We start from the raw sequence: 25,345 nt of genomic DNA on the forward strand, positions 1-25,345 counted from the left end.
ATACGTAACGTACGTTCCCACCTTGATGTGAATCAATCCTATTCGTTTTGCTGCAGCTCCATGACTTCCCCAAGCCTCTTCGCTGCTTCCATCATATACCGCACCAATTCCGGAAGATCACGCATATGATTTTCATTAATTTTACGGTTGAAATTAATTTCGACGGTATTTGTCATCATTGCTTCCGAGCCATATATATAGCTGATCTGCTGCACGGTTTTTTGCTCAGGCCACATCTCTGCCATAATCCGCTCTACCTCACTACACGAGACCGTATCCTTCATCTGCATGATATACCGAAGACACAGCACACAGCCAGGATTCTCACCCGACAACTCCAAAATTTCAGCAGCCAGCTCCTGCATAGATGCCGTAAGCTCAATCTCGGCAGATATCCGCTTCTCACCTGTCAGCTCAAACCGAAGCATGAACACACGCGACATCGTCGACATCTCCAGCCGATCGATTCGATTCGTAATGTGAATGGCTTGATCCAGATTGTCCAGATCATACAGCTCATTCTCGAGCGCTACTTTTAAATTATCAAATATAGTGGGATCGAACATATCCTATTTACCCTTTCATTCGCTGGTCAGCGTTATATATCTTAGATTCTCTTCAGTAAAATACAAATTAAACTTAAGATCATCATTTATAGTATAGCTCCACTTGTTACCCTGCGAAAGATTAGGGCTGCCCAGCATGCTGAGCACCTCCTTCTCACTCATCCCTATGCTGATGCCATCTGGGGACGAGACGTTGTTCTTCGTAAAAAGAATCGTTGATGGCGTTGACAAGATACCCTCTTCCTCATGAATACGAACGGTCTTCATGTTATCATCACTGACAGAATAGTAACGGTAAGCTTCTTTATAATCGGAGTTGCTGCTGATATAACGGCTCCATTCTGCGAAATTTTTCTCCTGGATCTTGAACCGTTCCGGGTCATAAACCCGTGTCATATCTTCCTGAGGTGCAGGAGCATCCTCGGCATTTACATCGATCCCTCTCATTTCACCGAACATACCGAGCAGCGTGCCCGGTCTGCAAAATAAATGAAGATAGCTCATCAGATTACGAGAAGCATAGAAATGCTGACCATTCAGTTCTACTGTATTGGAATCCAGATTGTACTTGATAAAATACATCTCATTATCGAGATGGAAGCGAATATACACGTCGGAAGCGAGAGCCGAGGAATTCATCTCTGTCTTCGTTGTCGATAAATTGAGGCTTGTCAGCCCCTGCACCAGAACGCGATAGCTCTGCGGCGAAACGGTGTATCCTCTAACCCCGTTATCCAAGCTGACCATAATACTGATTCTCTTCACTGACATCTTGTCCAGCGGGAATTGATCCCCGAGATTACCTTCTGTCTTCTCAATGGGGAAAGGCAGGTCTTCAGGAAAATGGGGATTCACGGATTGAAGATGAGCTTCACTCTTAGAAGCATCAGCACTTTCCTCTTGCTTCGTCAGTTCTTCTACTGGCTCCAGAACCATACCTGAGTCTTCTTCGCTCTGTGCCGCAGGCAGACTCTGATCTTCAGCAGCATTCTGCTGCTCGGAGCTCCATATATTAATCAGTATCATCATCAAGGCTATGATCAGCATCAGGATGATGGAGATAAACCATATTTCTTTTTTCTCCAAACGCATTAACGTTTGAGCCCCTCTCTCTTGAATCTTCAAGATACATGTAGATACATATAGATGAACACAGATGCGCAATTCTGCAAAAATTAACTTTCATACCAATATAACAGATGATCAGGCAAATGATTGTCGAAAATTGTTCTATCCTCCTGCATATTCACATTGTAATTTTTTACAGTCTGATCATGTATCCTTAATCATAATAAAAAACCTCCTTCGCCACTACAGCGAAAGAGGTTTTGCGTATAGTTTCTCCTAAAAAAAGAGGATGCTGCCGTATTACAATTTAATAATCTGTGCCGAGTACAGGAATACGAACAACACCAGAATTGGTGCGATATAGCGAAGCATGAACAGCCATATACGGAACCATTTCTGCGTGAGCCCTGCTTCTTCGCCAACGTTCTTCCAGAAGTAACCTGCGAACAGAGTTACAACAAGTCCACTCAGCGGCAGGAACCAGTTAGAGGCTACAAAATCAACAAAGTCAAACACTGGCATATTGTTTATCATAAGATCTGGCATAAGCCCCATGGATACAGCGGACGGAATACTCAGCAGAAACACCAGTCCAGATATGATCCATACCGCTGTACTGCGGCGCAAGTTCCATTTCTCCATTGCATATGAAACGGGAACTTGAAGCAGGGATACTAATGAAGTCAGCGCTGCAATTCCGAGAAGGATGAAGAACAACCCCCCAAAGAACCAGCCAAGCGGCATCGCGGAGAATGCAGCGGGAAGAGCAACAAAGACAAGACCTGGTCCCGAATCCGCAGGAATATTAAAGGCAAATGTCGTTGGGAAGATGATCAAACCGACAATGAGTGCATACAGCATATCCCCTGCGCCGACAGCCATTGTTGCTGATCCAAGCGACTGTTGACGGTTAACAAAGGCACCGTAGGTAATCATCGTCCCCATCCCGAGCGAGAGGGAGAAGAAGGCATGTCCAAGCGCAACAAGCGCTGATTCAGGTGTCAGCTTCGAGAAATCCGGTGACAGGAAGAAGGATACACCCTCCATACCACCCGGCAGCGTAATGGAACGAATCATTAGGATGACGAGCAGAACCAGCATACCTGGAATGAGGATCTTGTTAAATTTCTCAATCCCGCCGGAGATTCCTTTGACAACAACGAAGCCCGTAATTACAGCCACGATGGCTCCCCATACGATAGGCATATAACCACCGGTAAATGAACCAAATTGTGCACCAAAGTCCGTATTGTTAAACAGTTGTCCACTAAAGGACAGCACTGCGTAGTGAAGTGTCCAGCCTGCTACGAGGGAATAGAATGTCATAATAACGAATGGCGCAATGACGGATAACAATCCGAATACGCCCCAAATTTTTCCTCCTCCAGCTTTGACAAAGGAAGAGGATGCGCTGCCGCGTCCTGCACGTCCAATCGCAAGCTCTGCCAGCAATACAGGCAAGCCTACAATGAGCAAGCAAACAATAAAGAGCAGGAAGAAGGCTCCCCCTCCATACTGACCTGTAATATAAGGAAACTTCCACATATTACCCAGCCCTACTGCACTGCCGATTGCGGCCAAAATAAAGCCTGTTGAAGAAAATCGTTCTTTTGTACCCGGTGTATCCAATTGATTCGTTTGTTTTGGTACCATGATGTCCTCCATCTCTGTTGAAGAAAGCCTTACATATTAAGACTCTTTTTTCTAAATTTTTTTGATATTATACAAGATAGATGAACATCCGTATACATAAAAATGTTAGTAATAGCAAGTTATAATTCTATAGACCTATGTTAATATCTAATGAAAATTCACAAATATCCATTAAAATCATGCATTACTATCAAAAAGATGGCCAAAGCCACCTTTTATTTGTTTTATATTTATTAATGCACAAGTTCCCTGACCTATATTCAAGCATCGTTAACAAAACCATCTATTGCTGCTTCCTTCTGGAAGCTTGAATGATTTGTTCTACTTCTTTCAGAATACTGTCCAAAGAAGCCGGATCATGCACATCGTATTCGTCAATGTTCAGCTTAAGTACCGGACAAGCGGTAAAGCCGCCAATCCATTTGGCATAGCGCTCATGCATCTCTTCCCAATATGCCGGATCGGTCTGAATTTCCATCTCCCGACCACGCTCTTGAATACGATTCAATATGGAAGGCAGACTGCCCTCCAAATAGATGAGAATGTCCGGATGAGGAAAATAGGGTGTCATGACCATTGCCTCAAACAGACTGGAATACGTCTCAAAATCTGTCTCACTCATTGTGCCTTTGTCTGCATGCATTTGTGCAAATATTCCGGTGTCCTCATATATGGAACGGTCCTGAACATATCCGCCACCAGCTTCAAATATACTTTTCTGCTCTTTAAAACGTTCAGCCAGAAAATAAATCTGAAGATGGAAGCTCCATCTCTCAAAGTCATGATAGAACTTCTCCAGATAAGGATTGTGATCGACCTTCTCCAAGGATGTCTTGAATCCGAGCCGCTCTGCAAGCGCAGCGGTAAGGGTCGATTTACCCACACCCACTGTTCCTGCAACCGTAATTAAGGCGTTAGCCGGAATTTGTATTTCACTCATTTAATATACTCCTTTACTTCGGACACAATCAGGTCAAATTGCTCGCGATGCGTTACAAAATCAATCTGATTCCCGTCGATCGTAATAATTTTGGTATCAGGCTCACTCTCAGCAAGGGATGCCATTGCATGATCATAGTCAATAATCAACTGCTCTAAATAGGCGGTATCCATATTTTGCTCAAACGACCGTCCCCGCATTTGGATACGTTTCAAGAGTGTCTGAAGATCAGCCCTAATATATATAATCAAATCCGGTTTCGGAAGATCACCTGTAAGAATGTGATAAATTTGACGATACTTTTCCCATTTCACGCCGGAGAGCGTACGCTGGGCAAAGATCAGATTTTTGTAGATATGGTAGTCGGATATGACCTGCTGACCATGCTGAATATATTTCGTTGTCGTATCTTCCAGCTGCTTATAACGATTGCATAAGAAGAACATTTCCAGCTGAAAGCTCCACTCTTCAATGTTGTCATAGAACTTGCCGAGAAACGGATTCTCCTCCACAATCTCCTTCAGCAGCGGAATATTCAGCTCCTGTGACAGCATTGTGGACAGCGTCGTTTTACCAGCCCCGATCGGGCCCTCAACAGCGATAAAGGAACCTGTGCTCATGTGAATCCTCCTGTAGTTATCATGCCGATTAATCATTTATAGACAGTTTATTGTATCACAAGTTGAGGTCCGCGTGAGAGCACTAAAATCAGGAACAATTCACGAAGCAAAAATATCTCTCTTCGGTCATGAAGTTCATGAACCAAAGAGAGATACGATCATTCAAACGGCAGATTTATTTTTATTCAGCTTCACTCTTACCTTCGTAACGACTGCTCCACTCGGCAAGCACTTCATCCCGCTGACTCGCGGCTTCTTCAAGGTTATATTCGATCAATTGATTCATCGGATCTTGTGTATATCCTTCCGGAATGGCTCCGGATTCGTTCTTAACCGCCGTAATGGGATAATTCTTTGCATATTCCGTCATAGCTTCATCCGCAATAGCCCAGTCCAGGAAGTCCTTGGCTGTCTGCTTCACATGCTCCTTCTGTATAAGTGCATTCGCTTCGACATCCCAGCCAGAGCCCTCGCTTGGGAATACCACTTCAACTGGAGACCCTTCATTCTTCTCTACAATACCGCGGTATCCAAAGGAAATTCCGATCGGATATTCTCCCGTACCTGCCATCTTGGCCGGCTTGGATCCAGAGTGAGTGTAGACTCCAACATTGTCATGCAGCTTGTCCATATAGCTCCATGCCTCTTCCTCCCCGAGCAGCTGAGTGAGACCGGATACCGTTAGGAAGCCTGTCCCAGAGGAGGCCGGGTTCGGCATTGTGATCATTCCCTTGTATTCTGGCTTCAAGAGGTCCTCGTAAGTTTGCGGTACGGCGAGTCCACGGTTCTCCATCTCAATTGTATTTACAATAAATGCCGTCTCCCAAGCATCAATACCTACCCAACGCGCCGGTTCAGCCTCATCCTTGAATTCAGGCTGGATTCGCTCGATTCCTGCCGGAGAATAAGGAGCAAGCATGCCTTGCTCATCAAGGACAAGCAGACTTGTAGCTGCTACACCCCACACCACGTCGGCTTGAGGATTGTCCTTCTCAGCCAGCAGCTTGGCTGTAATGACGCCTGTAGAGTCGCGTACGATATTCAGCTTCACATTTGGATATTTCTCTCGGTAGGATGCTAAATATGCCTCTATTAAATCATCCTCCAGCGCAGTGTATACCGTGAGTTCTTCCTCTCCCGAGCCAGATCCGGCTTGCGCACTAGAGCCTTCACCGGCGCCGCTGCCGTTGGTTCCGCAGGCAGCCAGAAGTGCAGATATTAATAACAGGCATATGAGCAGCATTGCATTTTTTTTCATAAGTTGTCCCTCTCCCTATTCAGGTTGTGTTACTCAGTACTCCTCTACTATAGAGTACATACGTTAACGGCCTGTTAAACACAAGTAAAATATGTGTTTTTACACCATTTTATATTGTTTTGTTGTGTGTTATAGATAATAAAATAACCATGACATGCACATTTTTCACACATCATGGTTATATGAAATGCAAGGCTGCGATTCGGGCATTTAATCGGCTACGACCCAATGCACATCCTCATCGGTTAATTTGCTCTCCCAGGCCGCAGGAGGCGGAACATCGCTCACGATCATGTCCACTTCTCTGAAGTCAGCAAATTTATAGAAGTGAGAGGTTCCGATCTTGGTGTGATCCGCCAGCACAATGGTCTGTTTCGCCTGCTTCATGAAGGTTCGTGCCAACAATCCTCTGTCATCCTCATAGCTCGTGATTCCGGTATCCAGCTGAAGGCCGTCCGCAACCACAAACGCTTTGTCGACATGGAAACCGGACATGAACTCTACAGCAAGTGTGCCTGATGCACGATAATGCTTGGAATTGATTCTTCCGCCGATAAGTACAATCTCTCCGTCGAACGCGCCTTTATTCTTATAATTGATTAACAAGTTCAAGGTATAGATTGAAGACACCAATATTGTCAGATGCTTTTTAAGAACGAGTGAATCGATCATCTGCAGTGTTGTCGTCCCTTCATCAATAACAACGATGTCGTGGTCTTGTACGAGAGAAGCTGCCGTCCTGCCGATTCGCTTTTTCTCCTCTGCCTGAAGCACTTCACGTTTGCCGTAGGCAGGCTCTTCCCGCTCCACGTTGAGTTTTACAGCACCTCCGTACACTCTCTTCAGCTTGTTCTCATTCTCTAGTTCCTCAAGGTATCTGCGAATGGTTTCCGAAGAGACATCCAATGCCCTTACCAGCTCAGGCGTTCTGATCTTACCCTGCATATGGAGCATATCTAATATGGTCTGCTTTCGTTCCTCTCCAGCGAGTGACATCTATTCATTCTCCTTTGTAACCAGCTGTATTGTATAAATCTCAGTAAGGCATTGATCACATCATAGTGCTTATTTTGAGCTTATTCTAAGATATAGGACATTGAAAAACTATAGCTCGCTCTTTATTCCCGGCTCTCATCGCAGTTTACTTCTCTCCATTTGCAGCCTTTAGTCGCTTCACAATGCTGATCAGCTCCTCCATATCCGAAGCATGCACATCTCCAATCGTTCCAATCCGGAACGTAGGCACACTTGTCAGCTTACCTGGGTATAGAACGAAGCCTTCCACCTTCAACCGGCTGTAAAATTCGGAGAAAGAGAAGTCATCCTCCGAATACCGGAACGAGGTGATGATCGGAGAATGCCATTCTTCCGGCAGTAATGTAGAGAAGCCCGCTTCCTTCATTCCCTGAACCAGCTGCTGCTGATTTCCACGGTATCTATGGTAGCGTGAATTCACACCACCCTCTTCCTCAAGCTCTATTAATGCCTGATCAAATGCTCGAACGACATGGGTTGGAGATGTGTAACGCCATTTTCCATTCATTCGTTCCATGATATCCCATTGATCATAGAGGTCCAGTGACAGTGAGCGTGCGTTGCCTTTACAAGCGGCGAGACAGCTGATTCGAGCAAGTACAAATCCGAAGCCGGGAACGCCCTGAATGCATTTGTTGCTGCTACTGATCAAATAGTCAATTCCTAGCTCATGCATATCCAGCGGAACCCCGCCGAAGCTGCTCATGGCATCCACGATTAGTGTTTTGCCCTGGCGTCTTACCGCATCACTCAGTCCCTGGAGTGGATTCAGTATCCCTGTTGTCGTCTCGCAGTGAACGATTGCCGCGTGAGTAATGGAAGGATCCTTCATCAGTGCCTCCTCAAAAACAGCCGGGCAAACCGCTTCTCTCTCATCAAAACGGACAGCGGTCACCGGGATGCCAAGCACCTTCGCCATTTCAACCATGCGTTCACCATATGCTCCGTTTACCGCTACTGCAAGCTTCCCCCCCTGCCTCGGCAGAGCTGTGCCAAGCACCGCTTCAACACTGAAGCTGCCACTTCCCTGCATAAGCACGGCGGTATATTCTTCTGTGTGCTCAGGTGCAGCCAGTCGAACCAGCCTGTGCCTAATAGAATTCACCAGTGCATTGTATTCATCGTCCCATGTACACCAATCCTTTAGCATGGCCTGCTTCACAGTGTCCGTCGTGGTTAACGGTCCGGGGGTCAACAGCAGATACGGATTATTGCTTGTCTTTTTTACAGTCAGCATGGAAGCTCTCCCTTCACCATACGAAGATTAATATCTTCAATGATTCGATCCAGCTCGCCAATCTCGGATATGATGTAGTGTGCGCCTGCCTTTTTCAATCGTTCTGCAATCTCGTCAAATCTCTTCTGCTTCTCTCCCTCAGGCAGCTTTCGTACCTCCTCTTCAGTAAGCCCCAGCTCATTGCCGCCAAATACAACACCCACAGCCCATACTCCTGCATTACGTCCTTCTCTCATATCTGCTTCTGTATCCCCGCACTTGACGATATCCTTCATCTGAATCGTGCCCAGCACTTCCGCATTGCGGAAGATCATCCAAGGATAAGGTCTGCCCGCGGCCGTCTCATCCGGTGCAATTACACTGTCCGGCTTATAGCCGTGCTTGGCCGCTTCAGGTACGATGACATCAAGCATCGCACGTGTATATCCCGTCGTTGTACCGATCGTAATACCTTTTGCATGCAGTCTGTCTGCCATCGCTACAGCACCCGGTACTGGAACTGCGAATTGATCGAGCAACGAGAACAGCATCGGTTCAAAGGCTTCATACATCGTAAGGACATCCTGTACATTCGGAAGACGGCCATATCGTTCCTGCCATGCTGCGGAAACTCCAGGATCTTCACAAATATCGCGCAGGTGATCGATCTTCATTCGTCCCATCGGCTTACGAATGACCTCAGAGCTGACCGCGATGCCGTGCTCTGCAAACAATCTCCGAAATACCTCTACTGGAGCGAAGCTCCCGTAATCTACCATCGTACCTGCCCAATCCAAAATTACTGTTCTAATCATGTGATTACCTCCGATATCGTTATTTTGTTTAATTCCGCTACAGAATTTATCTCTTTTGCCACGCAGCGGTTTTGCGGCGAAGCCTAGCGGTAAGTGCCTCATATCCTCCACGCACAGCTAAATTCAGCAGGACGATAAGCACGGACATGGCTGCCGCCTGCGCTGTGTCCCCAGCATCATCCATATTTACAATCATGATGGACGCCAGCTTGAGGTCAGCACCATACAGGAACACGACGGCCGAGATCGTTACCATGCTGTTAACGAACAGGTAGACGAACATCTCGAGTATGGCCGACATGGACAATGGAACCGTAACCCGGAAGAAAGTTCGTCCTCTCCCTACGTTCATGGATTCCGACACCTGATCAAACTCCTTATCCATCATCTTGAGAGTCGTTGTGGCCGTCATGAAAGGAACCGAGTAAAAGTGCAGAATATTGGCCAGAACAAGAATCGCCATCGTACCATACATAAATCCAAGTGGATTGCCCGGGTGATTAAAGAAATAGATAAAGGCTAGACCAATAACCAGGCCAGGCAGCGCCATCGGCAAAATAGATAAGAAGTAAGCCGCTTGTCTCAAGCCCCGGAATCCCTTCGTATTCTCAATGAGATAGGCAATAGCAAAGATCAGCACCGTACCGAGCACCGCCGTCATGATGGACATTTGCACACTGTTCCAAAATGGATCAAAGCCCCCTGCTGCCGCCTTGCTGAAATTAAAGTTATCCATTGTAAGCGACAGATTGTATGGCCACTTCTTAACAAATGCAGCGAATACGACAGCTCCCATCACCGTTACAATGACGAGTGAAAATATACCGGCATAGAGATAAGCAAACGTGTTGCGCAGCCTATTTCTTTTTATAGCGTATGGCACAGATTTAGATGTAACGTAAGCCTGCTGTTTGCGTGTAACGATGCGATCCAGAATAAAAGCGAGCACAGCGGGAACGGTCAGCATGATTCCGACGACAGCGCCCATGGACATGTTCTGCTGTCCGACTACCTGCTTATAGACATCTGTGGCCAGCACGCTGTATTGTCCGCCCACAACCTTGGGTGCTCCATAATCCGTAAAGCTGAGCGTAAAGCATACGGTAGCCGTGCTTAGTAACGCGTACTTAACCGAAGGCAGTGTGATGGACCACAGCTTTTTGAAATGTGATGCCCCCATGGAATCAGCAGCTTCGTACAAGCGGTAATCACTAATCATCAGCCCTGCCATCATGATCAAGAACGCCTGCGGAAAGGTGTAGATCACTTCAGCAATCAGAATGCCGACGGGCCCATAGAGCGGAATTCTCCATTCAAAGGGAAGTGCGCCAAAGAATCCGGTTGTGAACAGTCCCTGATTGCCAAAAAGATAAGTCAATGCCAATCCATGCATCATCGTTGGCGCGAACAAAGGAAGCATTGCCAGCCCTTTGATGATGCCCTTACCTTTGATATCCGTTCTCGTCAGCACATAAGCAAGTCCGAATGCGAGCGGTATGACGATCACTGTCGTCAGCACGGATACCGTAAGTGAATGCTGCAGGGATTGCAATAAAGCGGGAGACTCTCCATACTTCGCAAAGTTGGCCAGACCGACAAACACTCCATTCTGATCCATAAAAGCTTGTCTGAACAGAAAGATAAGCGGGAGGATAACCACAGTTACCAGTCCAAGCAGCACGATTAGAAGTGTCCACAAGGAGGAGCCTCTGCCACGGATTCTTAGCTGCTTCCATTTCCCTAATGTGATATGGCTTGAGGTTTGCTTCATCATTACTATCGTTCGCCTCCTTATCTAGCCCCTTCAGCTTCAAATTCCAGAATATGCTCAGGATTCAGCCGGAAGCTCATCAGCGAAGGAGAAGTCCAGTCCTTACGCCGTGCAGCTTCCGATGCAATATCAATCGCAATTCGGTGGTCTGTCGGCCTGCCCTGAACATCAGCCAGCTGCAGGTCAATGCGGTAGGAGGTCCCCCTGAACTCGACATGCTGTACATAACCGCTAATTAATCCTTCCTCCGGCACCGCAGCTGTTGTATCCAGCGAGATATGCTCAGGACGGATAGCCAACTGTTTATTGTCTTTGTTCTGCTTTATAACCTCAGCCGGAATAAAATTGATAGCCCCGATAAAGTCTGCCACAAAAGGAGACGATGGCTGATCATACACGTTCTGCGGCGTTCCGCACTGCATGATACGGCCATGATCCATCACGACAATCTGGTCTGCCATCGTTAGTGCCTCCTCCTGATCATGGGTAACCATGATCATCGTAATTCCCAGCTTCTGCTGCAGCTCACGCAGCTGATGTCTGAGCTTGTCGCGTACCTTCGCATCCAGTGCCGACAACGGCTCGTCCAGCAGAAGCACATCAGGCGACAGTGCAATAGCCCTTGCCAGTGCCACTCGCTGCTGCTGCCCGCCGGATATCTGTGCCGGATATCTGGCTTCCGTTCCTGCAAGTCCAACCAGCTCCAGCATTTCTCTTACTCGTTCCTGAATCTGCTTTCTTGGCATTTTCCCTTTCAACCCGTAAGCGATGTTGTCTTTGACGGTCAGGTTGGGAAATAACGCATAAGATTGAAACACAATACCAAAGTTCCGTTTAGCTGGTCGCAGCCCCGTTATATCCTGTCCTTCATGGATAATCCTTCCTTGATCCGGTTGCTCGAGCCCTGCCAGAATCCGCAGCAATGTCGTCTTGCCGCAGCCGCTGGGACCCAATAGACATGTGAACTTTCCCTTGGGTATCGTTACATTGATATGTTGTAGTGCTGTATAGGTTCCAAACGACTTGCTAATGCTCTCAATCACCAAGCCCCCACTGTTCATTTGCATTCTCCTAACTTACTTTCTTTGAATTGCCTGCTAGCGTAACAGCCAGTTTGTCTTAATTGCCTTAGCTGTAACTACAGTCTACGGAACCATTGTTAACAGAGTGTCAATCACACGTTAATTTTGTGTTTTTACTTGTTTTTAGTTTGTTTTGGCTATACAAACACAAAAAAAGCTGTTGCTAACTCCTTTATAGGAGTCAGAACAGCTTCCATTTTATTGACGATTTAGTATCTGGATAGCTACAGAATCGGTCTATTCTTAATTTAAACTATCGCAGTATATGATCATTGCTTCTCTTAGAAATGCAGCGTATCCTGGAGTTCTCCCTTTTTCTATATTGTTCGTAAATCTTGAATCCTCCACATACAGATCGGCCAGCCCACGAAAAATTTCGGGTGTACAGTCATAGTAGTTGTTTGTAATCTCCTGACGAAGCTCAGCAACCCCCTCCTGTACCTGTGCATTTGCCGGCCCCAGATCCATGGCGCCTTCAATCTTGTCGTTAATCTCTTTATTTCTGGCGTGAATTCTCGCCCAATCCTGCTCCGTGTAGGCATCTGTTCTGCGCTCAGTCTGCGTGACTATCTCAGCTCCGTACTTCTCTTTCGCTTCCTGTGAATACTTCGCCTTATGCTCTTCAATAGATTTCATATCAAAGCCGTTAAACATCTCTTCCTTTGACATTGTCATTCCCCCATTCTCCTCTTCTAACGTTCGATCGACGGTATCGATCAATTCCTCAAGCCGTCTCTTTTGTTCCAAGAGCAGCTCTTTATGCGCGGCAAGCGCTCCCCTTCGGTCGAAATCCGGCCTATCCAGAATCGGTCCGATCTCCTGCAGCGAGAACCCGATCTCGCGAAAAAACAGCACCTGCTGCAGACGTTTCAAATTGTCGTCTGAATACAGCCGGTGACCGGACTCGGTGACTTCATCCGGCTTAACCAGTCCAATCTCGTCGTAGTGATGCAGCGTTCTTATCGTGACTCCCGTGAATTTTGCCACTTCTTTCACTTTGTACAGCATTTCTTCACCTCCCTGAACTGATCATAATCCATCACGTTGCGTTAGGTTCAAGCGTTTCAGTCGTTCCATTTTTGGCTGCCTCTCTCCGGTTGCTATCACAAAAGTCATTCGTCATCCAAAAATTCCACTTGGGTGGTTTTGTAGGTATCTCGAAGATGCTTCAAAGCGCACGTTCCATTTTTGGCTGCCTCTCTCCGGTTGCTATCACAAAAGTCGTTCGTCATCCAAAAATTCCACTTGGGTGGTTTTGTAGGTATCTCGAGGATGCATCAAAGCGCACGTTCCATTTTTGGCTGTCTCTCTCTGGTTGCTATCACAAAAGTCGTTCGTCTTCCAAAAATTTCACTGATAGACTTGAAAAACCGAAATAATGTGACGAAATCCAAAAAATGCGACCTGTTCATCCCCAAATGTTATTGGATAAAATAAAGTCGCCCCCATTTGGAAGCGTTTACCAAAGCGGTTTTTCCACTGGGGAGCATCTACTCTTTTGAGGGAGGTTATTTATGAAGCATCGTCGTCATGCTACGGAGAAAAGTATTTTGCACGCCGCATTCAGCTTATTCTTAACCGCAATTCTAATCACTACCTTCACCCTGCTGCCCGCCTCGAATGTTCATGCAGCTGAAGAAGCAGCCCCATCCATTACCTCTATGACCTACTTCTCAGCTGCCGACGGGCCTGTTATTACAAACTCGGGTGTTGGGCAGGCCAGCTATGGTTTTGTCATGCCGGTATTTAACGGAGGCGCTGTTACATGGAATGAAGTTGCTCAAGATTTGGGAGTTAAGGTAAAGCTCAATGGCAGCTGGGTTGATATTGATAGTATCGACAGCTTTACTTACAACCAAAACTGGGGGCACTGGAGCGATGGCGGCTTCAATGGCTATTGGTTTACCCTTTCCTCTACAACGGAGCTTCAGCTGTACTCCAAAACAACAGGAGCTACGCTGGAGTATACGCTCGTATTCAATAACATCAACAAAACAACCATCACCGCGATGACCCCGACTCAAGGACCGCAGATTACAGCAGGATATACAGGCGGTGCAGGCTTTACCTATCCTACTTTTAATAATGATCCAGCTGTAACGTATCAAGCCGTAGCAGATGATCTGAAGGTTTACGTCAAGCCGATCAATAACACGGAGTGGATTGATATTGACAACAATGCAGCCAGCGGCTGGATCTATGATCAGAACTTTGGTCAATTTACCGATGGCGGCGGCGGATTCTGGTTCAATGTAACTGAGTCGATCAATGTCAAATTAGAATCTAAAACGTCGGGTGCTAACGTTATTTACACGATTACTTTTAATGAACCGGTAAGAAACTCTTATGTAATAACACCCTATGAGGGGACAACATTTACAGCAGATGAGAGCGGCGCCATTGGCATTCCTCTTCCCAAGATCGATGGCGGAGCTGCTATAGGTAATGAGCTCGGTAATTTTGTATACCAGATCAACGTTGGCGGAGTATGGATAGACCTGGATCAATCTAGCCAGAGCGGATTTACATACGCCTCGAACGGATATAACAACATGTCGGATGCCAATCAGTGGGGCTATTGGGCGGATCACATCTATGGTCTCTGGTTTCAACCCATCCAAGAGGATATGCAGATTCGAATCGGCTATCCGCTGAATGGTCAAAAAGGCGGCAATATCGGCAATAATTACGTGGTCTATACCTTTATTGGCAATCCAGATGCCCCGCGTCCAGATGTAACTGATCAAGAAGATATTGCAATTGGCACGCCAAGTAATCCTGACATTCAAGGCATGAACCTCATCTGGCGGGATGAATTTAATGGATCCGCACTTGATACAAGCAAGTGGAGCTATGAAACAGGATATTATCTTAATGATGACCCGAACACCTGGGGCTGGGGTAACTCCGAGCTGCAGCATTACACGAATAGTACACAGAATGTCTTTGTACAAGATGGGAATCTAAACATCAAAGCCTTGAACGAGCCAAAATCCTTCCCGCAAGACCCAAGTCGGTATGCACAATACTCTTCCGGTAAGATTAATACAAAGAATAAGTTCTCTCTCGAATATGGCAGAGTGGATTTTCGTGCGAAGCTGCCGACGGGGAATGGCCTATGGCCAGCCTTGTGGATGCTCCCAGAGAACAGTACTTATGGGGTATGGGCATCATCCGGTGAGATCGATGTTATGGAAGCCAGAGGACGCCTGCCGGGCTCAACCAGCGGCGCTGTGCATTTTGGCGGACAATGGCCAGCTAACCGGCATCTCTCAGGAGAGTATCACTTCCCGGAAGGCCAGACGTTCGCAAATGATTATCACGTGTATTCTGTCGTATGGGAAGAAGACAACATTAAATGGTATGTGGACGGCAAGTTCTTCTTCAAAGTGACCAGAGAGCAGTGGTACTCCACTGCTGCACCGGATAATCCGAATGCACCATTCGATGAGCCTTTCTATCTCATTATGAATCTTGCGGTTGGCGGAAGCTTTGACGGTGGACAGACACCAAATCCCGGCGATATTCCTGCCTCCATGCAGGTGGATTATGTCCGTGTCTACAAGGAAGGCAGCTCGAATCCTGACCCTACCGATCCTACAGACCCTACTGAACCCGAACCGATCTCTGTCGTTGGAGATGAGGTTAAGGGGCTAAAAATCCTAGGAGATGATTTGCAGTTCTATGTGAATGGTGCAACTTTTGCGGATTTACACTATAAAGTGAACAACGGTGGTCAATTGAACGTCGCTATGAGCTCCACAGGGAATGGCAATTACACCTACAGCGTCAATAACCTTCAGCAAGGCGATACTATTGAGTACTTCTTCACCTATAATCCCGGTGGAGGGGCGTTAGATACTCCTTGGCTCACTTACACCCATGGCGTTACCCAAGGTGTGCCAGAATAACATATCGATTCTAAGCAGGTACAGCATCCGTCATCATCATTTCAGGTCAAAGCACCTCTATAAGCTCAAAAGAAAGAAGCAGGCTCAATTCACACTGGCCTGCTTCTTTCTGTATAGTCGATCTCCGTAATCAACCGTTCTTAATTCAATGTGCTCGGCTCATCTAAGGAAACGCCGTAAACTTCCTTGTACAGCTGTACCTTATACGAATGGAACTCCGTTTCTGTCAATCGCTGAGGATAGCTCATGATACACAGGGGCAGATCCGGCTGGCCTTCACGCAGTGGCGGCTGCATATATTTGTGATCCCCTAGCTGAAAACCGAGCCGTTCGTAGAATCCGATTCTTCTTCGCTTCAGCTCATCTTCGGGAGGCTCGACTTCTAGAATTACCGGCAGAGCCGATTCCTTCATGAATTGTTCCATTAACAGCCGTCCTCTTCCTCCCCCTCGAATGACCGGTGTTACGGCGATATGCTCCACAAATCGAAAGCTCTCGAATTCCCACCCTGCGAGAAAAGCAATGACCTTCCCTTGCTCATCCTGTTGTGTCAGCAGGCGATAATACGGATTAGACAATAGCCTCTTCTGCCCTTCATAGCTCCGAAACTCAATAATTGGAAAAGAATCCTCCATAATGCTATATATTTGATCAAACTTTTCTGGGTGAATCATTCTCTCACTTCCTCATGCCTCAATCTGCTTGATTTTGTAAGCTGCAGCCAATGTGCTGCCTTGTTCAGTCTAGCACTGATCTTCAAATAAACTCAAACATACAGCTCACCCTTGATGCAATGATCAATGATGCCCCGTTACGTACAATCTATCTTATCCAACTCTTCCCATAATGATGTGGACACAACAGAAAAGCCCGGGCCTTTTGGCCTGGACTTTTCCCTTCATATGAAGTATTGAATAAATAACAGCTGAGTGACTGTCAAGCAGGTATGCCTGCTGATAAGTGAGTGGGTAGGCTGTAGCCTATTTCAAATCCACACGCGGTACTTTTTTGCCTCCATGTGATGATCGCGAGCTTCTCATCATACTGGAAACGGATGTAAACAGCTTATCCCTCGCTTTTTTATTCCTCATCAAGTAAGTGACTCCAGCGCCAATCGCTGTCATAATAATTCCTCTTTTTTTAGACATGGTAACTTCCTCCTTATAGGATAGATTTCATCGTGTCTTGCTTGAAATTTACCCTCTGCGGCGAAAACGAAACGCTAACGCTGACGATTAACTGTAATTTGCATCGTTAACCTGCTCTAATTCATATCTGCGAGGATACCGATGTCTGTGTTTTCCAAATTATAAATTTCTGGTCATCCTTGGACTGTTCCCAGGCCGTATCATACACCACTTGCACATCGGGATGCGCTGTGAAATACTCCTCTTTCACTTCAAACCTCACTTCATAAGTGCTTGTCTCTTCATTACTGGTGGCCATACTAACCTCAGGTTCAGTGAAGACCTTCTCTGCCTCGTCAGGTAATACGAACTGGACTTGATAATCCGGATTATTCGTAATTTCTGCAGTAATCCGAACTTCGCGTCCTGCGTCATTGTAGTGGGAATATTCCATATGCATCTGATCTGGTTCTGGTATCTCTTCGTATTGGGGAGTACCTGCTCCGTCCAGAAGATAATAAACTTTCTCTAATTTCGGCGCAGCTTCTTCGACCACGGCTGGTTCTGAGCAGCCTGCTGCCAGCAAGCCTGTTAAAACGGTAAATAGCATAAGTTTTGTTAGACGATTCATAGATAAAAATACTCCATTTCTTAAATGATAATTTTTTCTTATGCGAAGGAATTACATATCGATTCAGCAATAGTAACTGCTCTTAACTACCCCCATCAAAAGGAGGAGTGAAATTACCCGCCCTCTTTGTCCCGATCTGTCTTGATTGCTTGACTGTTCGTCGCTGCTTTGGCTTCGGCATCCAAATCCCGAACCGTCTTTGTCAGCCGGGTTATGGAATTGTCCAGCTTATCTAAACGCGTCCCAATCGTGCTCAGAATATACCGGAGCAAAATGACACAAACCGCCATAGGAAAGCCGATATTCGTCACTAGATAAATGATCTCTTCCAAATTAATTAACTCCATTGTAAATCCCTCCCTTATATATGGAAAGGTAATGGAATCGGACATTTTACAACCACGATCCGTATTTTTCGTGAAAAACGGTTCTTAACCGAACTCATCGCAACGCAAAGAACCGCCCGGAATTCCTGCCGGACGGTCTAAGTTCACTTCACTGAAAAGTGAATTCTCTATATCCTGTTACATTGATGTCGCTTTATTTCTGACCTTCGGAAGCCGTATCCGAAGACTTCTTAGTGCCTTTACTCTTATAAGGCTTGGGTGCACTCTTGGCGCGTCGCTCACTGGCTTGCCAGCGATTCCAGCCTTTTTTGCCTGTCCCTCTGCCTGTTCCGCCTTTACCTTTTGCCATGCTATCCTTCACCACTTTATATTCATTTCCATACTTATGGGTTAGCCTATCACTATACAGGAATGAGAGCTCAATGTACAGTATCCGCGGTTTAGGAAGAAGCTTTAAGATGCTCCTCCATGTACCTGTTTATCGAATTTTGGATAGAATCCGCATTTGTCATGTCATATTAAGAGAGCAACTGCCCCATGACTTGTGCTGCTGTCTTCTCCCCATTCAGCATACAATCAGGAATCCCTACTCCATAGTAGGAGCAGCCCGCCAGCCAAATTCCCGGGAAATAAAGTGCCATATTATGCTCCAGCGACTGAACCAGCTCATGATGCTTCATATGGTAATTTGGCATTTGCTCATGCCATTTGCGGACGTGATGTGTGATCGGCTTCGCCGAAATTCCCATTGCCTCGCGAATGTCCGTCAGCGCAACTTCGATGAGCTCCTCCTCGGATAACGGAAGAAGAGAGTCATATACCGGCTTCGTGCTTTTATAAAAAAGTCTGACCAGCAGACGGCTGTGATCCGAGGTATGCTTCCACTTTCGGCTTGTCCATGTGCAAGCATTGCACTTCAGGGCACTCGCATCCGTCGTGATGAACCCCGTCCCGTTAGCCGGCAGCTCACTGTCCGGCACATCAAAGCCCAAATAGACGCTGATCAAGGAGCTGCTCTTCAGCTGGTCAAAATCCTCCGTAAGCTCAGGCTTAGCCAGCATGCTTCCCGCTGCGGTATGAGGAACGCTGAGCACGACATAATCGGCTTCTAATACATCATCGGTCGACAGACTCAGCGCATACTTTCCATTCACAGGCTCAATGCGGGTAACGGATGTAGCTGTGCGAATATCCACCTCCGAGAGCTCCCTCTCAAACGCCTCAATGAGATCCGACATCCCTCCGGCAAAGGAGAGGAATTTCTTCTCTCCAGAGGACTTCAGCTTGGCTCGCTGCTCAGACAGTCCACGAATCAGACTTCCATATTCGTTTTTGTAGTCCAAGAGATAGGACAGTGTCGATGCCAGCGTAAGGTCATATATATTCCCCGAATATACTCCGGATATAACAGGTGCAATCTGCTTCTCTACAAATTCCTTGCCGAGAAAGGCCTCCAGAAATTCACCCAATGAATCATTTTGGGTAAACCGGTCATTCGGTGTATAAAAATCCTTAAGTGCCTCGACCTTTCCTTCAGCTGACACAAGCGTCGTGCTGGCCAGAGATTCGATGCTCATCGGTATCCCGAACATGGAATCATCCGGTATCTGCTTCAGCGCCCCATCACTGTGGACAAAAGAAGTCCCTGTCTCGTTGTAAACGACTCGATCGGTCAGCCCAAGCTGCTCAATGTATTGGAACGTATTCTTCTTGCGCGTCACAATGGAATCGGCTCCCGTCTCCATCGTAAACTCTCCATCATGCACGGTGCTGATCTTCCCGCCCAGCGCAGACTCCGCTTCTAATAACACAATTCGCACGTCTTGACCGCTTGTTCTTATTTCTTTTTGCAAATGATAGGCACAGGACAGACCTGTAATGCCTCCGCCGACGATAGCCACTGTCTTCAATGGAATCACACCTTCTATATCTATAAGTTGTTATTCTTCTTTGTGCCATACAAAATATGATACTCAAAAGTAATATTCTGCTGCCTGATAACTTCCTTCAGCTTATGTTCTGCAATCCCCCAGGTCAGGGGTGTCATATGAACCAAATGAGCCATTTCCTCCGCGTCAAGCTGAAGTGTGTAGCTCACCTTCTCCTCACGAATGATGTGGTAATGATGGGAAAAATGCTCGATTGTGCGCTTATTATCGTACGACTGCTGCGCCGTATGCTCATAGAATCGGCTTCTCAGCTCCTGCAAATACCCGCTGCCCGGAATAACCTTAATGATGATGCCATCATCTGTAAGCAGTCTGTGAAACTCTTCATAATTGGAGGGGGACAGGATATTCAGAATATAAGGAAAGCTGCTGCTCCTAAACGGCATTCTGGCCAAATCTCCGACGCACCAGAGGTTATCTGCTTCTTGCTTGGCCGCAAGCAGAATTCCTTCCTTGGAAATATCGAGCCCAGCACCGAACCATTCATGTCTCGTCAGGGAGACAAGCTTCTGCTGAATCTGAATTAATAATGATCCTTCGCCGCATCCGGCATCCAGCAGCATATTCGGTGTGGAGGTATTATTGTACCGAAATTGATCCGGTAAATGCTTCATTATTCCTACCGCGATTGCCTCAATCAGTGGTTCAAGCTTACCAGCGGAGATCAGCTGCTTGCGTGCACGGAATAATGTGCGACCATATGGGGTTTTAACCGCACGCAGCAGCAAATTAATGTAACCAAATTTCGATATATCAAAAGTATGTCCTTGTGGACAAAACAGGCTTTTTCCAGACCTTGAATCCATTACTCCGTGACACATGGGACAACGAAGCAAATGCAACATATGAGAATTCAACACGTAGTACACCCCGTTCATTCATTTATCGTAAGAATGAAAAAGGCACAGAAAAATAAACCCCTGGCTTGTAGTTTTAAAAAAAACGCCTGGGCTTACTTATAATCTGTACCTCTCATTAACGATAGCGAATGAACTGAATTATCATACGTCGTTCTCCTTAAAATAGAAAAGTGAGAACAGAAACCTCTGTTCTCACTTTATTTTACCGTGGCATGAAGCTGTAGTAAACCTTACGCCATGATTTTGCAAATATCATTCGTGAACGCGACGGGATCTTCCACCTGAAGTCCTTCAATCAGCAGCGCCTGGTTGTATAGAACACTGGTGTACACCGCGAATTTATCTTGATCGTTCTCAAACGCCTGCTTCAATGCACTGAACACATCATGATTCGCATTAATCTCCAGCACTTTGTCGGCTTTGACCTGCTGGCCGTCTGCATTCGGCATCGCATTCAGCACTTTCTCCATCTCGATGGTGATTTCACCGTCGGCGGATAGGCAAACCGGATGGGATTTGAGACGCTTGGAAGCCTTGACACTCTTCACTTTACCGCCCAAGAGCTCCTGCATTTTCTCAAACAATTCCTTGTTCTCGGATTCCTTCGCTTCCGCTTCCTCTTCGCTGCTATCTGCTTCAAATCCAAGATCACCGCTCGATACAGAACGGAACTCTTTCTCCTGGTAGCTCATCAGCATCTTGATGGCGAACTCATCCACATCGTCAGTGAAATAGAGAATTTCATAGCCTTTATCCGCCACGAGCTCGGTTTGCGGCAGACGTTCAATACGCTGCACGGACTCACCTGTTGCATAGTAAATATATTTCTGATCTTCCGGCATACGGGAGACGTATTCAGCCAGGCTGACCAGCTTCTGCTCCTTGGAGGAATAGAACAGCAGGAGATCCTGAAGATCGCCCTTGTTCATGCCATAATCGTTGTATACTCCAAATTTAAGCTGTCTGCCAAACGATTCGTAGAATTTCTCATAATTCTCACGCTCATCCTTCATCATGGATTGCAGCGCAGATTTGATCTTGTTCTTGATGTTCTTCGCGATCAGCTTCAATTGACGATCATGCTGCAGCAGCTCGCGGGAAATGTTCAAGGACAGATCCTCGGAATCGACCATCCCTTTGACAAAGCTGAAGTAATCCGGCAGCAGGTCTCCGCATTTATCCATGATCAATACGCCGTTAGAGTAGAGCTCAAGGCCTTTCTCATATTCCTTGGTGTAATAGTCGAACGGCGTTTTCTCCGGAATAAACAGAATGGCATTGTACACAACAGCACCGTCAGCACTGATATGTACGTGCTTCAGCGGCTTGTCGAAGCCGTAGCGTTTCTCGAAATAGAAGTTCTCATAGTCTTCATCTGTCAGCTCACTCTTGTTCTTGCGCCAGATCGGAACCATGCTGTTTACGGTCTGCTCTTCGGTAACTTCCTCAAACTCGTTCTCCGCATCTTCCTTCGGCTTCTGCGTCTTCACGTCCATCTTGATCGGATAACGAATGAAATCGGAATATTTCTTAATAATCGTTCTAAGACGATACTCCTCCAGGAATTCATCGTAAGAATCTTCTTCTGTATTCTCTCTAATGTGAAGAATGATATCAGTTCCTACGCTGTCTTTGTCAGCTGGATCAATCGTGTATCCATCTGCGCCTTGAGACTGCCATTTATAGGCCTGCTCGCTGCCCCAAGCCTTCGTAATCACCGTAATCTCATCTGCAACCATGAACGCAGAATAGAAGCCCACCCCGAATTGTCCAATAATGTTATGGCCGTCCTTCAGCTCATTCTCGTTCTTGAACGCAAAAGATCCGCTGTTCGCGATGATCCCCAGGTTGTTCTCCAGCTCCTCCTGCGTCATCCCGATCCCTGTGTCTGAAATGGTGAGTGTGCGGTTTTCTTTATCTGCGGTAATCTTAATGAAATAATCTTCGTTATTAAAAGTCAGCTGATCCTCAACCAATGCCTTATAGTACATCTTGTCAATCGCATCGCTGGCGTTGGAGATAAGCTCTCTTAGAAAAATTTCCTTTTGCGTGTAAATAGAGTTAACCATCATCTCCAGCAAGCGCTTGGATTCGGCCTTAAATTGCTTTGTTGCCATGATTAGTCTCCCTTCTATTCTATGAGCATCCTTGCTCAAATTTTTAGCACTCTAAAGCTTAGAGTGCTAACTCTTCTACTTATATATCATATTGGAAAAATTGATGTCAAGTTTGGATTTGAAATCAACCCAATCCGCTATAACTTCGATTAAAATAGGCTCGATCCTTCATGTAGGAGGTAAATTCATGTGAGCAATATTGAACTTGTCCTCATATATATTTTAGAAGGTGGAAGCTTCATGACCTATAAACGAGTCGACTGCCGAAGGTAACAAGCCAGCTGCAAGTGAAGAAGATGCTCCTGATTATTAAAGGACATGCCTAATATCTCTTCAATCTTATGGATGCGCTGATACAGTGTGTTGATATGAATATGAAGCTCACTTGCCGCTTGTGCCGCAGATCCGCCGCAGGCCATATAGGTAATCAGCGTTTCCTCAAGACCCCCGGCTTGCCCTTTGGCTGTTCTGAGCGGCTCAAACACCTCTGCTATAAAATCATTCAGATCCTCAGCAGGCTGCCGGATAAACAATCGATTTACTCCGATATCCATATAGCGAATTACCCCTTGCACACCACGAGCCTTTTGGTAGGCCAGCGCCTTATCCGCCTCCTGATAGCTCGTATTAATGGCATCCAGCCCTAGGCGCATTGAACCTAAGCCCCCGAACAGCTTTGTATTATTTTTGCTCTCCCATTTCGGCAAGGAGGTAATAAACTTCTCTTCAATTTCTCCAGGCCTATGGGCTTCCGATGGAACAAGCATGACGGTGATACGTCTTTCACTGCCAAATGCGATGGGCATGTTCCCCGAGGGCAGCTTCTCCCGCAAATAGGACACAAGCTGAAGTGAAAGAGTGCTGAGCATAACCGGACTTACCAGCTCCGTGAATTCAAGTAGACCAACGATAATTTGTGTACTGGGAGTAATACCGATCTCTGCAGATCTCACCCAGTATTCCTCCGAATCTTTGCTGAGCCTGAGGTCATTAAAGAATTGCTGTGTTCTTTTGAAATAAAATTCAGCGAGAGACTGCTTTCTCATCAGCTCCAGCGCGAGTACAGAGCTACCCTGCTCAAGTGCAACCAGCTGCAGCGGTGAGAGTCTTTCGTTCATACGGATAATGAGGTAGCCGAGGCATTGATTTGCGGAAGCAATGGGATATAGATACTGATTCATCTCCCCTTCTACTCCTGCAACAAAGGTCAAGTAATCAGAAGGATTCAATGATCGATATAGTTCTCTCAGACTCTCAATGCTCCATTTACTTATCGCATTTCCCCGCTTAGGAAACCATTCATTATCAATAAAGTCCACAAAGGTCAGCGGTATGCCGATAATACGCGTCAGCTCACTGACGATGGACACCACACCTTTATTTTGCAGCGATAGACGCATCAAAGAAGAATGGATCTCATCCCGTCTGACAAGTGTTTCGTTCTGTCTGCTTAAGTTGTCATACAGCCTCGCATTCGTCAGTGCAATAGATACCTGATCCGCGAAGCTCTGTAGAAGCCTCACATCTGATTCCGTAAACAGCGGCACATTTCCCCTTTGATATACAATGAGCACACATTCCGTTTGACCTTCAACCTTGATGGGAACGGAAATAATACCACAAATATCTTCAAAATCATAAGCCGTATTCAAATGACGCCTATTTTCGAGCGTCATATTGCCGAAATCATCCTCCAGCATCAGCATATTGCTATACAATTTAGGTGTGCCTCTGCTGAATGTATGCCCAATGATTCCTTCTCCTGGCTTCAGCTTCATTTGAAGCATCCCCTCGCCAAGCCCCCCTGCTCTTGCCTTAACCGTCAAGGCATCGATTTCAGGATCATATTGCCACAGAACACCAATGCATTCATAAGGAATAACAGACAGCGCACTTACAAGAATTCGGCTGAGCAGTTCATTCAGATCGAGCAGCTGAGTCACGTCCCGAATGCTGTTCATGACTTCATTCAACGCACGCTCATGCTTTGCAGCTACCGCTTCTGCATAATACGGATACAAGAGAGATGAAATCTCCACCAGTTCTTCTGCAGAAAAATCACATTTTGAAAACAGTCGGACAGATATACACACGTTGTTGTTATATGGAAGAAAAGCTAACGTAATATTTTCTTTTTCCAGCCGATACTCCGGATGATGAAGAGGGGAATTGCATCGAAATTCAGGAGCAGCTGTCTTCCTATCCCCAATCGAAGTAATTAGCCGCCAATCCGACCAATTCTCACTCATCCAGATCTCATAATCCCAATTACCTAAACGTTCATGTAAGATTTCATGCAGCACTCCGTTCAATAGCTCCGCCCCCATGTCAATGTAGGTTTTCACATAATAATAGAGCTAATTATACAAAGATATACAT

22 protein-coding genes are annotated in these 25,345 nt (G+C 46.2%); 1 reads left to right on the forward strand and 21 read right to left on the reverse strand.

The window, feature by feature from the left end; genetic code table 11:
- Nucleotides 1–38: 38 nt before the first annotated feature.
- The 12 genes from BK126_RS09405 to BK126_RS09460 all read right to left on the reverse strand — a co-directional run bounded on the left by BK126_RS09405 (nucleotide 39) and on the right by BK126_RS09460 (nucleotide 13,032).
- Nucleotides 39–566, reverse strand: coding sequence for a hypothetical protein (locus tag BK126_RS09405; protein WP_076312274.1), 528 nt, complete (start codon nucleotides 564–566; stop codon nucleotides 39–41).
- Nucleotides 567–581: 15 nt separating this feature from the next.
- Nucleotides 582–1,658, reverse strand: coding sequence for a hypothetical protein (locus BK126_RS09410; RefSeq protein ID WP_076312275.1), 1,077 nt, complete (start codon nucleotides 1,656–1,658; stop codon nucleotides 582–584).
- A 276-nt stretch (nucleotides 1,659–1,934) separates the two neighbouring features.
- Nucleotides 1,935–3,287, reverse strand: coding sequence for a sodium-dependent transporter (locus tag BK126_RS09415; protein WP_143757699.1), 1,353 nt, complete (start codon nucleotides 3,285–3,287; stop codon nucleotides 1,935–1,937).
- Between the two features lie 283 nt (nucleotides 3,288–3,570).
- Entirely contained in the window at nucleotides 3,571–4,227 is a 657-nt protein-coding gene (locus BK126_RS09420; RefSeq protein ID WP_076312277.1) for a deoxynucleoside kinase, read from the reverse strand.
- Nucleotides 4,224–4,847, reverse strand: a complete 624-nt coding sequence (locus BK126_RS09425) for a deoxynucleoside kinase (protein ID WP_047914393.1) — start codon at nucleotides 4,845–4,847, stop codon at nucleotides 4,224–4,226. The genes BK126_RS09420 and BK126_RS09425 overlap by 4 nt, the downstream gene beginning before the upstream one ends.
- Before the next feature lie 181 nt (nucleotides 4,848–5,028).
- Nucleotides 5,029–6,105, reverse strand: coding sequence for a putative 2-aminoethylphosphonate ABC transporter substrate-binding protein (locus BK126_RS09430; protein WP_076312278.1), 1,077 nt, complete (start codon nucleotides 6,103–6,105; stop codon nucleotides 5,029–5,031).
- 210 nt (nucleotides 6,106–6,315) lie between these two features.
- A complete protein-coding gene (locus tag BK126_RS09435) occupies nucleotides 6,316–7,101 on the reverse strand; it encodes a DeoR/GlpR family DNA-binding transcription regulator (protein ID WP_076312279.1) in 786 nt (261 codons plus the stop codon).
- Nucleotides 7,102–7,246: 145 nt separating this feature from the next.
- Nucleotides 7,247–8,377, reverse strand: coding sequence for a 2-aminoethylphosphonate--pyruvate transaminase (phnW, locus tag BK126_RS09440; RefSeq protein WP_076312280.1), 1,131 nt, complete (start codon nucleotides 8,375–8,377; stop codon nucleotides 7,247–7,249).
- Nucleotides 8,371–9,171 (reverse strand): phosphonoacetaldehyde hydrolase, encoded by an 801-nt coding sequence (gene phnX / locus BK126_RS09445; protein WP_076312281.1) that lies wholly within the window; start codon nucleotides 9,169–9,171, stop codon nucleotides 8,371–8,373. Before phnX ends, phnW begins: the two co-directional genes overlap by 7 nt.
- A gap of 46 nt (nucleotides 9,172–9,217) precedes the next feature.
- Nucleotides 9,218–10,945 (reverse strand): putative 2-aminoethylphosphonate ABC transporter permease subunit, encoded by a 1,728-nt coding sequence (locus tag BK126_RS09450; RefSeq protein ID WP_076312282.1) that lies wholly within the window; start codon nucleotides 10,943–10,945, stop codon nucleotides 9,218–9,220.
- Between the two features lie 17 nt (nucleotides 10,946–10,962).
- Entirely contained in the window at nucleotides 10,963–12,003 is a 1,041-nt protein-coding gene (locus tag BK126_RS09455) for an ABC transporter ATP-binding protein (protein WP_076312283.1), read from the reverse strand.
- Nucleotides 12,004–12,267: 264 nt separating this feature from the next.
- Complete coding sequence (locus BK126_RS09460; protein WP_076312284.1) at nucleotides 12,268–13,032, reverse strand: MerR family transcriptional regulator; 765 nt, start codon at nucleotides 13,030–13,032, stop codon at nucleotides 12,268–12,270.
- A 506-nt stretch (nucleotides 13,033–13,538) separates the two neighbouring features.
- On the opposite strand from BK126_RS09460, the gene BK126_RS09465 reads away from it, so the two are divergent.
- Nucleotides 13,539–15,935 (forward strand): glycoside hydrolase family 16 protein, encoded by a 2,397-nt coding sequence (locus BK126_RS09465; RefSeq protein ID WP_076312285.1) that lies wholly within the window; start codon nucleotides 13,539–13,541, stop codon nucleotides 15,933–15,935.
- Between the two features lie 140 nt (nucleotides 15,936–16,075).
- Here the strand turns inward: BK126_RS09465 and BK126_RS09470 are convergent, their stop codons facing one another.
- The 9 genes from BK126_RS09470 to BK126_RS09505 form a co-directional block, all read right to left on the reverse strand.
- Nucleotides 16,076–16,609, reverse strand: a complete 534-nt coding sequence (locus tag BK126_RS09470) for a GNAT family N-acetyltransferase (RefSeq protein WP_076312286.1) — start codon at nucleotides 16,607–16,609, stop codon at nucleotides 16,076–16,078.
- 306 nt (nucleotides 16,610–16,915) lie between these two features.
- A complete protein-coding gene (locus tag BK126_RS29370) occupies nucleotides 16,916–17,083 on the reverse strand; it encodes a hypothetical protein (protein WP_177178814.1) in 168 nt (55 codons plus the stop codon).
- 121 nt (nucleotides 17,084–17,204) lie between these two features.
- Nucleotides 17,205–17,693 (reverse strand): hypothetical protein, encoded by a 489-nt coding sequence (locus BK126_RS09475; protein WP_076312287.1) that lies wholly within the window; start codon nucleotides 17,691–17,693, stop codon nucleotides 17,205–17,207.
- Between the two features lie 113 nt (nucleotides 17,694–17,806).
- Nucleotides 17,807–18,040, reverse strand: coding sequence for a YvrJ family protein (locus BK126_RS09480; RefSeq protein ID WP_076312288.1), 234 nt, complete (start codon nucleotides 18,038–18,040; stop codon nucleotides 17,807–17,809).
- A 193-nt stretch (nucleotides 18,041–18,233) separates the two neighbouring features.
- On the reverse strand, nucleotides 18,234–18,389 hold the full coding sequence (locus tag BK126_RS09485; protein ID WP_076312289.1) for a DUF3934 family protein: 156 nt from the start codon (nucleotides 18,387–18,389) through the stop codon (nucleotides 18,234–18,236).
- A gap of 169 nt (nucleotides 18,390–18,558) precedes the next feature.
- Nucleotides 18,559–19,950 carry a protoporphyrinogen oxidase gene (gene hemG, locus BK126_RS09490; RefSeq protein WP_076312290.1) on the reverse strand — a complete coding sequence of 464 codons (1,392 nt, stop codon included), beginning with the start codon at nucleotides 19,948–19,950 and terminating at the stop codon, nucleotides 18,559–18,561.
- Between the two features lie 20 nt (nucleotides 19,951–19,970).
- Nucleotides 19,971–20,867: a putative RNA methyltransferase gene (locus tag BK126_RS09495; RefSeq protein ID WP_076312291.1), complete on the reverse strand. Its 897-nt coding sequence runs from the start codon at nucleotides 20,865–20,867 to the stop codon at nucleotides 19,971–19,973.
- Between the two features lie 212 nt (nucleotides 20,868–21,079).
- Nucleotides 21,080–22,966 (reverse strand): molecular chaperone HtpG, encoded by a 1,887-nt coding sequence (htpG, locus tag BK126_RS09500; protein WP_076312292.1) that lies wholly within the window; start codon nucleotides 22,964–22,966, stop codon nucleotides 21,080–21,082.
- A 245-nt stretch (nucleotides 22,967–23,211) separates the two neighbouring features.
- Entirely contained in the window at nucleotides 23,212–25,269 is a 2,058-nt protein-coding gene (locus tag BK126_RS09505; protein ID WP_256702795.1) for a helix-turn-helix domain-containing protein, read from the reverse strand.
- Nucleotides 25,270–25,345 lie beyond the last annotated feature (76 nt).

It is taken from the genome of Paenibacillus sp. FSL H7-0326, from assembly GCF_001955535.1.
GTDB classification, from domain to species: Bacteria; Bacillota; Bacilli; order Paenibacillales; family Paenibacillaceae; genus Paenibacillus; species Paenibacillus shunpengii.